We start from the raw sequence: 12869 nt of genomic DNA, 5'->3' as shown, positions 1-12869 counted from the left end.
TGGTGTCCTCCAGCAGGGCTCATGGCCCGGCGGATCCGGGCGCTGAGCACACTGTTGCTCACACCGAGGACAGATCCTGTCCTCGGGATGAGCGATGATGAGCAGGTGACCGATCCCACCTCCCGAGCCCTCTCCCTGCTCAGGCTTCTGCAGGTGCGCCGCTCCTGGCAGGTGGACGAGCTCGCCGCCGAGCTCGGGGTGACTCCCCGGACGGTGCGCCGCGACATCGCCCGGCTGCGCGAGCTGGGCTACACCGTGAACTCCGGCGGCGGCCTCTACGGCGGATACCACCTGGGTCAAGGCGGCCTGCTGCCTCCGCTGGCGCTCGACCTGGACCAGGCCGTGGCCGTCGCGCTCGCCCTGACCGACGCCGCCGCAGCCGGAGGAGCACATGCGGACGCAGCTCTGCAGGCGCTGCACCTTCTCCAAGAGATCGTGCCTCCTCGGGTGAGGCGCCGACTGCGGGGGCTCAGCGAAGCCTCCGAGGCAGGGATCCCCCACCGCACCGTCGATGCCGCTGCCGTCGACCCGAAGTCACTGCTGCACTGCATGGATGCCATCCAGCAGCGGCTCATGCTCGGCTTCGCCTACACGGATCGCCATGGTCGGCGCACGGACAGGCGCGTGGAGCCGCACTGGCTGGTGCCGGTGCGAGGGAGATGGATGCTGGTGGCCTACGACCCCGCACGGGAGGACTGGCGCACCTTCCGCTTCGACCGGCTGAGCGAGCCGGAGATCCTCCTGCGGCGCTGCACGCCGCGTCCCGGCCTGGATGAAGTGCTGGCGCGTCTCGACGAGCCCACGCCGCCCAACGCCTGGCGGCATCAGGTCGTCGTGCTGATCCACGCACCGCTCGACGAGGTCGCGGAGACCATGCCCCGCCTGGCAGGGCACCTGCAACCCGTCGGGGAGTCCGAGACCGAGTTCCGCACCGGTGCCGAGGATCCCGACGACGCGGCGAGGTGGCTGAGCACGCTGCGGCAGGACTTCACTGTGCTGGGCGATGAGGAGGTTCACCAGGCCATGAGGCGTCTGTCCGACCGCCTGGGGCGCAGCGTCGCGGACTCGACCGGATGAGGCTCAGCGCGGGATGAAGGGGGTCCTCCCAGGACCTTCCATCGATCTGGCGCAAGGACCGGTTCTACACGGGGCACCGCGGCTCGTTCAGCTACTTCGACGTCGACGCGACGCCCACATCGTGGAGCTGATCCCGAACAGCGCCAGCGACGCCTTCAAGGCGCACCTGCGCTCCGTCGGGGCCTCCTATCTCATCGCCGGCGAGAAGACGCTGGACATGGAGATCGCGGTGCGCGGATCGGAGAGGTCTTCGGCGTGGACGAGCTGATCCTCGGCGGCGGAGGGACCCTGAACTGGTCCATGGTCCGCGACGGGCTCTGCGATGAGATCAGCATCGTGATGATGCCGCTGGCCGACGGCGAGACCGACACGAATTCCCTGTTCGAGGCCAGCAGCGAGCACTCCAGCCCCCTGCCGATCGGCTTCGCGCTCAAGGGAGTCGAGCCTCTGGAGGACGGCAGCCTGTGGCTGCGCTACGACGTGACGGGCCCGGTCGCCCAGGAGCAGTCATGACCCGCATCCTGGTCACCGGATCGACCACCGGCGTGGGCCGAGCCACGGCTGCGGCGCTGCTGGAGGACGGCCACGACGTCGTCGTCCACGCCCGCTCCCAGGATCGGCTGGCAGCCGTCGAGTACCTGATCGACGCCGGAGCCGCGAGCGTCGTGGGCGATCTCGCTGACCCCGGCCAGGTGCGCGGCATCGCCGAGCAGGCCCAGCAGATCGGCCCGCTGGATGCGGTCATCCACAATGCCGGAGTGATCGCCGGGGCCGACCTGCTGTCGGTCAACGTGGTGGCGCCCTACGTGCTCACGACGCTGCTGACAGCCCCGCGGCTGATCTATCTGTCGAGCAGCATGCACCGGGGAGGACGACCGGAGCTGGCCTCGGCCGACTGGTCGGGAGCCTCTGAAACCGTCTCGTACTCGGACACCAAGCTGCTGGTCACTGCGCTGATGGCTGCAGTGGCGCGACTGCGCCCGGACGTGCTCGCGAATGCCGTCGACCCCGGCTGGGTGCCAACCCGCATGGGCGGCCCCGACGCCGCCGAGGAGCTCGAGCTGGCCCACGTCACCCAGGCCTGGCTGGCCACGAGCCAGGACGCCGAAGCGCTGAGCTCCGGCGGGTACTGGCATCACGGGCGCGTCGAGAAGACCCACGCGAACGTGCACGACGAAGCCTTCCAGGACGAGCTGCTCGCGGCGCTCGCCGAGCACACGGGGACGGATCTGCGCGACGGCTGACCCCCCTGAGGAGCCGCGGCCGGTCAGCCGGGCAGGGTCTGGGCCGGGCGCGTCTAGGCCCAGGCGCGCCTCAGGCCGGCCGCGTCTCCCAGAACGCCGCCGCCACGTTCAGCGAGTCCACCCCGTGGGACATGGGGATCCGCACCGTGAGATCGGCGTGGTGGATGGCAGGCGGCGTGAGCCCGTGGCCCTCGGTGCCCAGCAGCAGCGCGAGCTTCTCCCCCGATTCCCGCACGCGGGTGCCGAGCTCGTCGAGGGCCAGGGAGTCGTCCTCCAGCGCCATGGCCGCGGTGAGAAAGCCGGCGTCCTTGACCTGCTGCAGATCCGCCGTCCAGTGCTCCAGGCGCACCCATGGCACCTGGAAGACGGTGCCCATGGACACCCGGATCGCCCGGCGGTAGAGCGGATCGGCGCAGCGCGGGGTCACCAGCACGGCATCGACCTGCAGGGCCGCCACCTGGACCTGATGAGTCAAATAGCCATATACGATACGTCGAAAGAAATCTGTAGCTACGCCAATGCGTGCGGAGTACATCAGGCATGGCCAATACAATGCGTCCAAGTATGTCTGTCACCTCATTCGTCATGTCACTCCGAACGTCGGCGCCTGGAACAGTTCATCACAGCAAAAGTTGCTCTGACCGACTTCACCCGGACGAGCGAAATTTTACAACGCCGCTTTTCGAGATCGATTGGCGTGCTAAGGTGGCAGCTACTATATGACATGCTTCGCGAACGCCTCAGCCGTGTCTGCCCGAACGGCGGTTAGACCGTTCCGCCAATCCTTTGCGAACGTCTTCGTGCGCGGCCAGATGACAACCAGAGTAATCACTGAAACGCGTCCACAATCGAAGGAAAATCTGCGCTACCCGTCGTCCGCCATGCAATTAAAAGATGAAGAGATTCACATCGGAAGCCCAGAAATAACTGCACCACATCAGCTCGCACCACGCATGAGATCGACGAGAAGGGGCATCGCAGATGAAGGATTCGGGCCGGTTCGTCCAGCCTTCATCGCGGGATCCGTCGATCGAGCGATTCTACAAGCGTCGTCGACGCACTCGATGGGAAATCGTGGAGTCAGTGACTTTTCGCTGGTTAACTTTAGCGCCGCAACTTGCCGGTCCAGCTGGGACGAGCTCAAGGCTGACCTTTTGTCCTCGGAGTGCCAGCGTAACCATACTTCGAACTTCAGATTTGAAACTAAAAGCAGGACTGACTCGCGCTCGGCCAGCCTGCTCGCGCGCTCCAGTGTGCTGTGATCATCTACATCGACCAGGCACACACAGAAGTCGTACTGTTTATCATTACTGGCGGCAACGTCACGCAATTCAATGGATTTTTCAACGACACGAAAAGGATCCGCCCCGACACCCATCGACTTGACGACCGCCGTGGTCGACTTGCTGCGCAGGTATCTATTGAGAAGTTCGACGTACTGGGGTTCTGTCCTTATGCCTTCAGTTACGACAAGGATACGCCGGGCAAAATTGCGTTGTGGCCGTCTCTTGACTCTTCCTCCTCGTCTACTTGACACGCTTATTCCTTCCCGGATTGCACGAGTGCAGCCAAGGAACTGGGCGAAAGGCGTGGAGTGCCGCCATATCGGCCCGTAAGGTAGCGCCGAGACACGTTTGCATCGGGGTGTCTCGGAAAATCAGAGAGACACGTTAGCTCTGTAACTCCCTCATAGGACTTGTCGGTAAACCAAATCTGCTCAGGATCCAACCTAACTTCACTCAAAGGCGACAGGACGAACGACTCGTGGCTGGTGAAGATCAATTGGGCGTGCTCTGTATTGACACTCGGATCCGCGAACGCACCGAGGAGTAGCTCCAGCAGGTGAGGATGGAGGCTCGCGTCTATCTCATCGACCACTAGAAGTCCGCCTTGCCGAAGGGCCTCCAGTGCTGGAACTGCGGTGGCGAGCCACGCGATAGTGCCATCACTCTCGTCCTGGATTGAGAACGCTGGGCTGTCCTCTATCGTTCCGCGGTGAGTGAAGACTAGATGGCGAATAACCTGCTCGAGCTGATCAGGATCGAGCTCGTCACCGCTATTGTCACCCTCATCCGTTTCCTCGTCGTCACGCAACTCTCGCTTCAAATTGAGAATCGCACGACGGAAACCCTCGGGGATATTCATCTCCTCGATGTCAACCTTCACCACTCCGATGTCAGCGACTTGGAGTAGCGCCTCAATATCTGTGAAAGTGATGGTCTTGTCGGCCAAGGAATCCGCGATATCCCTCAGCCGCTCCTCGCGGTGGGAGTCCTTCACCAATACTGCATCGAAGTGCGATACGAGATCCTGGGCGACGGCGTGAAGAAGCGTATCGCCCAGAAGAAGTGCGCGACTCAGGACCAACTCCCGAGGAGTGACTTCGATCTTCCCGCGCAATGACGCGTGGAAATTAAGCGTACCCTCTCCGCGGTTGCGCTCGAGCAGGGTGCGCCAGCGCGATTTAGGAACGTCGCGCATCCACTCTCGCTTGATCCCCTCGGCGTCGACCTCAAAGCCGTACAGGTGTCGGCGGCCATCATGGACGAAGTCGAGCTCGTATGTACTCGAAGACGAGCGTGCCGTCCCATCGAGCAGAAAGGGGGCACGGTGCACGGACTTGGATGCCTGCCAGCTCGTCGCAGACCTCTCGATGGCTGCAAAAACATACCGCAGGGCATCCAGCACTTGCGACTTCCCGGTGGCGTTGCCACCGAAGATGCCTGCGAGCGGGTAGCTCGCTCGCGACCAGTCGGAGCCCTTCGGCTGCAGGGTTCGGAGTGAGGGATGCGTGAGGTCGAGCGTAATCTCATCCCGGACGCTGGCATGGTTGCGCACGGTGAAGCTCAACAGGATCATAGGTTGAAGATAGCATGCGGAGCGTCGAAGTTCTTACGATTTTCGAGCAGATCGACTGACTCCTATGAAGCTCGGGTGTCGACCGATCGGGTCGTCAAAGACGCCCAGAACCATCGGACGAACATCATCCGGATAGGTATGGGCAGGGCCACGGGACCGCTCTGAGGCTGCGGTGGCGCCACTGCGCCCGGGGGTGATCGTCCACGCGGTCGATCCCGGCTGGGTGCCCACCCACATGGGCGGCTCTGACGCCGCTGATGACCTCGACCTGACCCATGTCACCCATGGGTCCGCGGTGACGGATCCTCAGGAGGACGCGGTGCCAGCCGTGACGGGCGTCAGACCGGCCGCGTCTCCCAGAACGCCACCGCAGACGCCGCGGCCACGTTCAGCGAGTCCACCCCGTGGGACATGGGGATCCGCACCGTGAGATCGGCGTGGTGGATGGCAGGCGGCGTGAGCCCGTGGCCCTCGGTGCCCAGCAGCAGGGCGAGCCTCTCCCCCGATTCCCGCACGCGGGTGCCGAGCTCGTCGAGGGCCAGGGAGTCGTCCTCCAGCGCCATGGCCGCGGTGAGAAAGCCGGCGTCCTTGACCTGCTGCAGATCCGCCGTCCAGTGCTCCAAGCGCACCCACGGCACCTGGAAGACGGTGCCCATGGACACCCGGATCGCCCGGCGGTAGAGCGGATCGGCGCAGCGCGGGGTCACCAGCACGGCATCGACCTGCAGGGCTGCCGCCGAGCGGAAGATCGCCCCCAGGTTGGTGTGATCGACCACGTCCTCCACGATCGCCACGCGCTGCGACGAGGCCAGCACCGAGGCCAGCGGCAGCGGCTCCGGGCGCTGCATGGCCGCCAGCGCCCCGCGGTGCAGGTGGAACCCGGTGACGCCCTCGAGCACCTCGTCCTCCCCCACATAAAGAGGGACCTCGGGGTGGGCGTCGAGCACATCGGCCAGATCGAGCACCCACTTGCGGGACATGAAGAACGACCGCGGCTGATGCCCCGCCGCAAGCGCCCGGCGCAGCACCTTGGAGGACTCCGCCAGGTACATCCCGCGCTCGGGCTCGAGCTTGCGGCGCAGCGAGACGTCGGTCAGCGAGGTGTAGTCCGCCACCCGAGGATCGGCCGGATCGCTCAGGACCGTCAGCTGCGGGAACCGCTCACCGAGCTCGTCGAAGGACGGGGGGATCTGCTGGCTCACAGCACCTGCCTCACCATATTGGCCAGGGCGGCCAGCCCCAGGACGACGATCACCGTGCGCAGGGCCACCGGCGAGAGCCGGCGGCCCACCTTGGCGCCCAGCCACGAGCCCACCGACGATGAGATCGCGATCAGCACCACGACCCACCAGTCGATGCGCTCGAAAGAGAAGAGGATGTAGGACACGGCGGCCACGATGTTCACCGCGGCCACCAGGAAGATCTTCACGGCATTGGCCGACTGCATGGACGCCAGCAGGAACACGCCCAGGATCCCCAGCAGCAGCACGCCCTGGGCGGCCACGAAGTAGCCGCCGTAGATGCCGGCGATGAACACGAGCACGTAGAGGATCGACGGCTGCGGCAGGGAGTTCGGGTCCAGCTGTGCCGGCTCCTCGCCGTGGGCCCGGGCGGCGTCAGCGATCTCCTGAGCCTGAGCCTCCTTCCGCTGCCGCACGATCCCCTGCAGTCGGGGCTGGAAGACCACGAAGAACAGAGCGACGACGATCAGCACCGGCGCCACATAGGAGAAGACCTCCTCGGGCAGCACCATGAGCAGCCCGGCGCCTATCGCACCGCCGACGATGGAGCACGGCAGCAGCTTCAGCAGGGTGCCGCGCAGCCCGCGCAGCTCAGCGCGGTAGTTCCAAGCCCCGGTGAGGTTGCCCGCGATCAGGCCCATGGCATTCGACATGGTGGCCGTCACCGGCGGCACGCCCATGGTGACCAGCACGGGGAACGTCACCAGCGTGCCGGAGCCCACAATCGTGTTGATCAGACCGGCCCACACCCCGGCCACGAGGATCAGCCCCGCCTGCCACCAGGTGAACTCGAACGACTCGAGCAGCCCGGACATCCACTCCATCGAGAGGACCGGATCAGTCGCGGCGGAACGCGGCGAAGCGATCGCCCACGCGCACGAGCTTCAGCGGCATGCCGAAGGTCTCCGAGAGGTTGGACTGCGTCATGACCTCGCCCACCGGTCCAGCGGCGACCACGCGGCCCTCGCTGAGCAGCAGGGCGTGTGTGAAGTTCGGGGGCACCTCCTCGAGGTGATGGGTCACCATCACCACGGCAGGCGCCAGCTCGGAGGCGGCCAGCTCGTCGAGCCGCGTCACGAGGTCCTCGCGCCCGGCCACATCCAGTCCGGAAGCGGGCTCGTCGAGCAGCAGGATCTCGGGGTCGGTCATCAGGGCGCGGGCGATCAGCACCCGCTTCTTCTCCCCGGAGGACAGCGAGCCGAACTTCCGATCGGCCAGTCCCTGAAGGTTCCAGTCCGACAGCAGCTGTGCGGCGCGCTCGGTGTCGGCCTCGTCGTAGTGCTCGCGCCAGCGCCCGGCCACGCCGTAGGCGGCCGTGAGGACGACGTCGGCGACGGTCTCCCCGCCGGGGATCTGATCCGCCAGGTGCGAAGAGGTCAGGCCGATCCGCGGACGCAGCTCGAACACGTCCACCCGGCCCAGGGTCTCGTCGAGGATCTCGACGGTGCCGCGGGTGGGGTGCTGACGTGCCGAGGCCAGGGAGAGCAGAGTGGACTTGCCGGCGCCGTTGGGCCCCAGGACCACCCAGCGCTCGCTGTCCTGCACGGACCAGCTCACCTGCTCCAGCAGGTTCTTCCCGCTGCGGACGAGATCGACATCGGTCATCGACAGGGCTGCGCTCATGCCCGCCACTCTATCCTCCGGCGGGCTCCCGTCCGTGACGACCTGCAGAGCCGGACGATGCCGGATGACAAGCCCACTGCCGCTAGACTCGCCGCCATGACCGAGCAACTCGCCCTGATCGCCCTGGCACGGACACCGCATCCGGAGACCGTCGGGCAGATCATGGAGACCATCGAGGAGGCCGGGGGCGACATCGAGTCCCACGGCCGCGTCCGCGTCACGCCCAGCGCCTCCGGCGGCGGCTCGGCGGATGGAGACCTCAACGGCTACAACGCCGCCTACGCGAAGTTCACGGGCCTGACCCTGGACGAGGCTCGCCGGATCGTGCGACCGGATCCCCTCTCGTCCCTGTGGGACGACGTCGACGTCAGCGTCGTCCCCGCCTCGATCCTGGATCCCGAGCGCCGCAAGCTGCTCGTCATGGACATGGACTCCACCTTCATCCAGCAGGAGGTCATCGACCTGCTGGCAGCCAAGGCCGGAGTGCAGGACCACGTCGCCGATATCACCGAGCGCACCATGCGCGGGGAGCTCGACTTCGCCGCGTCGCTGCGCGAGCGCGTCGCCCTGCTGGAGGGCCTGCCGGACTCCGTGATCGGCGAGGTCGCCCAGGAGCTGCGTCCCACGGTGGGCGCTGCCGTGCTGGTCGAGACCTTCCACCGCGCCGAGTGGACCGTGGGCGTCGTCTCCGGCGGCTTCCGCCAGGTGCTCGAGCCGCTGATGGCCAAGCACGAGATCGACCACTACCTGGCCAATGAGCTGGAGGTCGTGGACGGTCGCCTGACCGGACGCATCCTGGGCCCCATCGTGGACGCCTCGGTGAAGGCCTCGATGCTGCGCGCCTGGGCCGAGTCGGACGGAGTCGCTGCCGATCAGACCATCGCCGTGGGCGACGGCGCGAACGACATCCAGCTGCTGGAGGCCGCCGCGGTGGGCATCGCGTTCAACGCCAAGCCCGTGCTGCGCGAGGTCGCCGACGCCCAGATCAACATCCCCAACCTGGATGCGGTGCGCTTCTTCGCCGACCTTTGAGGTCCCCCTGCACGACGACGGCGGCGCCGAGCTCACTGAGCTCGGCGCCGCCGTCGTCGTATGTCGAAGGTGCTGGATCAGCCCTGCGACTGGGCCAGGAAGTCCTCGGCTCCGCCCACGAGCTCCACGTGTCCGGTGGGAACGTCGGCGGTGACCATGGCGGCGATCTCCTGCGCGAACTCCTGGACCGTATAGAGGCGGCCTGCCGACTCGCGGCGCTGATCCAGCGCGCCGGGACGAGCGCGGTTGAGCAGCGTGGCGGTGACGGTGCCCTCGATCATGTCCGCGGAGACCACGACGAAGTCGATGCCCTTCTCGGAGAGCATGGGGATCCGCTCGGTGAGCGCATCCTCGCCGGCGCGCTTGGACAGCGCCACCTGCTCGTACTCGGGCATGGTCTCGACCTCGCGGATGAAGTGCGCCTGGTGGCTGGTCACGAACACCACGCGACCGCCCTGGGGCAGGGCCTCGGCCGCGGTCTCCAGAGCGCGGACCTGGGCGTCGCGGTTCAGGCGCATGGCGTAGTCCTCGCCGAGGTCCGACTCCATGCCGCCCGAGGCGTTGAGGATCACGACGTCGACGGACCCGAAGCTGTCCTGCGCGGCCTGCAGCAGCGGGCTGATGCCCTGATCATCGGTGAGATCGGCGCCCACGGCCACGGCCTTGCCGCCGGCCTCCTCGATCTGCTGTACGACCTTATTGGCGCGCGGAGCCTTCTGCCGGTAGTTCACGACGACGTTCGCGCCCTGCCCGGCGAGGATCTTGGCGGTGTCGGCGCCGACGCCGCGCGAGGATCCGGTGATGACGACAGTCTTGCCTGCCACTGAGTCCATGGTGCTCTCCTGTGCTCGCTGCTGCTGGATGTCTGCGACCGCTCAAGGGCCTCAGATGCTGTGTCGGGTGCGTCCGGGAAGGCAGAGGCCTCAGACGCCCATGCCGAAGCCGCCGTCGACCGGGATCACGGCTCCGTTGATGTAGGCGGCCCCGGAGGAGGTGGCCAGCCAGCGCACGACCTCGGCGACCTCCTCGGGCTCGCCGAAGCGGTTGGCAGGGATGCGCTCGGCGTAGCCGGCCGAGACGTCCTCGGGAAGCTCCGCCGTCATGTCGGTGCGGATGTAGCCCGGGGCCACGACGTTGGCGGTGATGCCGCGGCCGCCGAGCTCGCGGGTGATGGAGCGGGCCATGCCCTGGAGCCCGGCCTTGGAGGACGCGTAGTTGACCTGCCCCGGACCGCCCGTGTAGCCGACGATCGAGGAGATGAACACGATGCGCCCGGCCTTCTTCTTGAGGAAGCCGCGGGTCGCGCGCTTGGAGACCCGGAAGGCCCCGGTGAGATTGGTGTTCACCACGGAGGTGAAGTCGTCCTCGCTCATGCGCATGAGCAGGGTGTCCTGGGTGATCCCGGCGTTGGCGACCACGACGTCCACGGGGCCCCAGGTCTTCTCGATCTCGATGAAGGCCGCGTCCACGGACTCGGTGTCGGAGACGTCGCAGCGCACGGCGTCGACGCCCTCCGGAGCCTCGCCCGAGCGGTAGGTCACGACGACCTGATCACCCTGGGCACGGAAGGCCTCCGCGATGCTGCGGCCGATGCCTCGGTTGCCGCCGGTCACCAGGACCACTCGCGGAGTCTGCGCGTCCTGCGTCTGAGCTGTCATGTGGTGTCGAGCCTTTCGAAGCGGAAGAAGTCCAGCGACACATTACCGGCCGGCGTCCGCCGATCCGTGGTGGAGCATCTCAGAGATTCCCCGTTCCGGCTTGTGCCGATCAGCAGTCAGCCGCCCGGCCCGAGGCTGTCAGCGCGCGGGTGCACAATGGTGGGATGCCGTCGGGCGGCTGATCCGACGGCCGCGGCGCACCGGGTTCCTGCTGCGCCGTCTGAACGCGGCGGAAGGAGCTGAGGACATGACGCCCCGATACCTCAACCCCTCCGACCTCGCCGCCATGCAGGCCTCGGCCGAGCGAGCGCGCGCCCGCTCCCGCGCTGTCGAGCCCCGAGCCTCCTCGTCCTCAGGATCGGGCGGGAAGCGTCGGGGGAAGGACGCGGACTCCTACTCGATCACCTCCACACCGGAGGCGCACTCGGCGGACATGGGCCGGCGCATGGTCGTCTACGGCATCCAGATGCTGCTGCGCGTGGTCTGCCTGATCGCGTTCGTGCTCGTGGACCACTGGATCCTGCGCATCGTGTGCGGGCTGGGCATCATCGTGCTTCCCTGGTCGGCCGTGCTGCTGGCCAATGTGGGCGCGGACCGCACCGAGCGCTCGTCGTCGTACATGGCCCCTGATCCGGAGCCGGCCCCCGTCCAGCTGACCGCCGAGCCCGCGAGCGATTCCGATGCGGAGACGATCGACGGCGAGTGGAGCGAGGACACCGAGCGCATGCTCGAATCCGGCCGGGGCCGCTCCGCTGCCGGAATGCAGGACAATGGAACGGGCGGCCGATCCGGCTGAGACCCGCCCGCGCCGCCTGCGAACCACTTCACCAGACCACCAGGAGTCCTCTCCCCCATGTCCTTCGATCTGCTCGGCTCGCTGTCCGACGGCCCCCGGGAGCCCCGGGAGGCCGCTTCGGCGGATCAGGACGGCGCGGCCCCTCAGTGCTCGCGCCGCGGCTGCCGTCAGGCCGCCGTGTGGGTGCTCGAGTGGAACAATCCTCGCGTCCACGCCCCTCAGCGGCGCAAGCGCTGGGTGGCCTGCCAGGAGCACCGGCAGCACCTCGGCGAGTTCCTGGACGCTCGCGGCTTCCTGCTCGAGATCCGTCCGCTGTCAGAGGCGCAGGCATGAGGCGGTTCCTGCAGACCTACTCGTTCCTGCTCTCCGGGCGCTGGATCGGCTGGTTCCTCGTGTGCTGCCTGGGCGCGGCCCTGTGCCTGTACCTGGGCAACTGGCAGTACGACCGCGCCGAGCAGATCGATCACAGCAACCAGCTGATCATCGACAACTACGACGCCGATCCCCTCACCGGCCAGGAGGCCTTGTCCGCCTTCGAGGACTACGACGGCTCCCAGCAGTGGCATCCGGTGCAGCTGCGCGGGGAGTACCTCACGGAGGACACCGTCCTGGCTCGCAACCGGACCTCCGAGGGGCAGATCGGCTACGAGGTCCTGGTGCCGCTGCGCACGCAGCAGGGTGCCGTCGTGCTGATCAGCCGCGGCTGGATCCCCACATCCGAGACCGGCGACGGCAGCCCCTCCGAGGTCCCGGAGGCTCCCGCCGGCCAGGTCGAGGTCACCGCCCGCGTGCAGCCCTCGGAGGGCACGCCCGAGCGCACCGCTCCCGAGGGCCAGGTCGCCTCGATCCACCTGCCGGACGTGGAGGAGGTTTCCGGCGCGGATCTCGTGGACCAGGCCTACGGGCAGATGATGGCGGAGGACCCTGCCGGGCAGACGCGGCCGACCGGATTCGCCGAGCCGGACCTGGACTACGGGCCGCAGCTGTCGTACTCGATGCAGTGGTCGGCCTTCGCGCTGCTGGCCTTCGTGGCGTACGGCTACTCGGCGCGCCAGAAGGTCCGCAACGACGCCTGGGACCGCGACTACGCCGCCCGGATCGAGACCGAGCTGGCCCAGTACTACGACGCCGAGGGCCGCTTCATCGGCATCGGCGACGGACGCACCGAGGAGGACCTCATGCGCCAGCTCGAGATGGTCGACGACATGCCGGCGCATCTGCGCGATCTGACCCGGCCCAAGCGCCGCAAGCGCTTCGGGGTGCAGGACGCCGCCGAGGAGGATGCCGCCCTGGACGTGCGCTGAGGCTCGCTCGCAGCGGCTGCCCGGCTCCCGCAGTG

General features: G+C 67.2%; 15 protein-coding genes and 1 pseudogene. 8 read left to right on the top strand and 8 right to left on the bottom strand.

All coding sequences use genetic code 11. The features are described from left to right. The first annotated feature begins 105 nt into the window (after window positions 1-105). The 4 genes from OVA15_RS04405 (at window position 106) to OVA15_RS04390 (ending at window position 2321) form a co-directional block, all read left to right on the top strand. Entirely contained in the window at window positions 106-1077 is a 972-nt protein-coding gene (locus tag OVA15_RS04405) for a helix-turn-helix transcriptional regulator (RefSeq protein WP_268143333.1), read from the top strand. A 121-nt stretch (window positions 1078-1198) separates the two neighbouring features. Then, entirely contained in the window at window positions 1199-1345 is a 147-nt protein-coding gene (locus OVA15_RS04400) for a hypothetical protein (RefSeq protein WP_268143331.1), read from the top strand. Then, a complete protein-coding gene (locus OVA15_RS04395; RefSeq protein ID WP_268143329.1) occupies window positions 1333-1590 on the top strand; it encodes a dihydrofolate reductase family protein in 258 nt (85 codons plus the stop codon). Before OVA15_RS04400 ends, OVA15_RS04395 begins: the two co-directional genes overlap by 13 nt. Beyond that, a complete protein-coding gene (locus OVA15_RS04390) occupies window positions 1587-2321 on the top strand; it encodes an SDR family NAD(P)-dependent oxidoreductase (RefSeq protein WP_268143327.1) in 735 nt (244 codons plus the stop codon). The genes OVA15_RS04395 and OVA15_RS04390 overlap by 4 nt, the downstream gene beginning before the upstream one ends. A gap of 70 nt (window positions 2322-2391) precedes the next feature. Here the strand turns inward: OVA15_RS04390 and OVA15_RS04385 are convergent. From OVA15_RS04385 to OVA15_RS04355, 6 genes and pseudogenes are all read right to left on the bottom strand, one after another. Continuing rightward, a pseudogene (locus tag OVA15_RS04385) lies at window positions 2392-2778 on the bottom strand (TrmH family RNA methyltransferase); the annotation flags it as partial. A gap of 480 nt (window positions 2779-3258) precedes the next feature. Beyond that, entirely contained in the window at window positions 3259-3858 is a 600-nt protein-coding gene (locus tag OVA15_RS13395) for an RloB family protein (RefSeq protein WP_442786722.1), read from the bottom strand. A gap of 2 nt (window positions 3859-3860) precedes the next feature. Beyond that, the gene (locus tag OVA15_RS04375; protein WP_268143323.1) at window positions 3861-5180 is read right to left on the bottom strand and encodes an AAA family ATPase; all 1320 of its coding nucleotides are present in this window, start codon (window positions 5178-5180) and stop codon (window positions 3861-3863) included. A gap of 338 nt (window positions 5181-5518) precedes the next feature. Next, a complete protein-coding gene (locus OVA15_RS04365; RefSeq protein WP_268145609.1) occupies window positions 5519-6328 on the bottom strand; it encodes a TrmH family RNA methyltransferase in 810 nt (269 codons plus the stop codon). A gap of 50 nt (window positions 6329-6378) precedes the next feature. Continuing rightward, complete coding sequence (locus OVA15_RS04360; RefSeq protein ID WP_024290428.1) at window positions 6379-7245, bottom strand: sulfite exporter TauE/SafE family protein; 867 nt, start codon at window positions 7243-7245, stop codon at window positions 6379-6381. Between the two features lie 13 nt (window positions 7246-7258). Next, window positions 7259-8044 carry an ABC transporter ATP-binding protein gene (locus OVA15_RS04355; RefSeq protein ID WP_204781761.1) on the bottom strand — a complete coding sequence of 262 codons (786 nt, stop codon included), beginning with the start codon at window positions 8042-8044 and terminating at the stop codon, window positions 7259-7261. Between the two features lie 96 nt (window positions 8045-8140). Here OVA15_RS04355 and serB point away from each other — a divergent pair, with 96 nt between their 5' ends. Further along, window positions 8141-9076 (top strand): phosphoserine phosphatase SerB, encoded by a 936-nt coding sequence (serB, locus tag OVA15_RS04350; RefSeq protein ID WP_024290430.1) that lies wholly within the window; start codon window positions 8141-8143, stop codon window positions 9074-9076. 77 nt (window positions 9077-9153) lie between these two features. Here the strand turns inward: serB and OVA15_RS04345 are convergent, their stop codons facing one another. Both OVA15_RS04345 and fabG read right to left on the bottom strand, forming a co-directional pair. Beyond that, the gene (locus OVA15_RS04345) at window positions 9154-9909 is read right to left on the bottom strand and encodes an SDR family oxidoreductase (protein ID WP_006213156.1); all 756 of its coding nucleotides are present in this window, start codon (window positions 9907-9909) and stop codon (window positions 9154-9156) included. 90 nt (window positions 9910-9999) lie between these two features. Further along, complete coding sequence (gene fabG, locus OVA15_RS04340) at window positions 10000-10734, bottom strand: beta-ketoacyl-ACP reductase (RefSeq protein ID WP_251714960.1); 735 nt, start codon at window positions 10732-10734, stop codon at window positions 10000-10002. 247 nt (window positions 10735-10981) lie between these two features. On the opposite strand from fabG, the gene OVA15_RS04335 reads away from it, so the two are divergent. From OVA15_RS04335 to OVA15_RS04325, 3 genes are read left to right on the top strand one after another with little or no spacing between them, the layout of a single operon-like run. Continuing rightward, entirely contained in the window at window positions 10982-11530 is a 549-nt protein-coding gene (locus OVA15_RS04335) for a DUF3099 domain-containing protein (RefSeq protein WP_268143319.1), read from the top strand. Window positions 11531-11587: 57 nt separating this feature from the next. Continuing rightward, window positions 11588-11863 (top strand): hypothetical protein, encoded by a 276-nt coding sequence (locus OVA15_RS04330; protein ID WP_268143317.1) that lies wholly within the window; start codon window positions 11588-11590, stop codon window positions 11861-11863. Continuing rightward, complete coding sequence (locus OVA15_RS04325; protein ID WP_268143315.1) at window positions 11860-12834, top strand: SURF1 family cytochrome oxidase biogenesis protein; 975 nt, start codon at window positions 11860-11862, stop codon at window positions 12832-12834. The genes OVA15_RS04330 and OVA15_RS04325 overlap by 4 nt, the downstream gene beginning before the upstream one ends. Window positions 12835-12869 lie beyond the last annotated feature (35 nt).

The sequence above is a fragment of the Kocuria sp. SL71 genome, assembly GCF_026672465.1.
Lineage (GTDB): Bacteria > Actinomycetota > Actinomycetes > Actinomycetales > Micrococcaceae > Kocuria > Kocuria palustris.
Note: the sequence above shows the minus strand (reverse complement) of the source record. Positions and strands in the feature narration are given on the sequence as shown.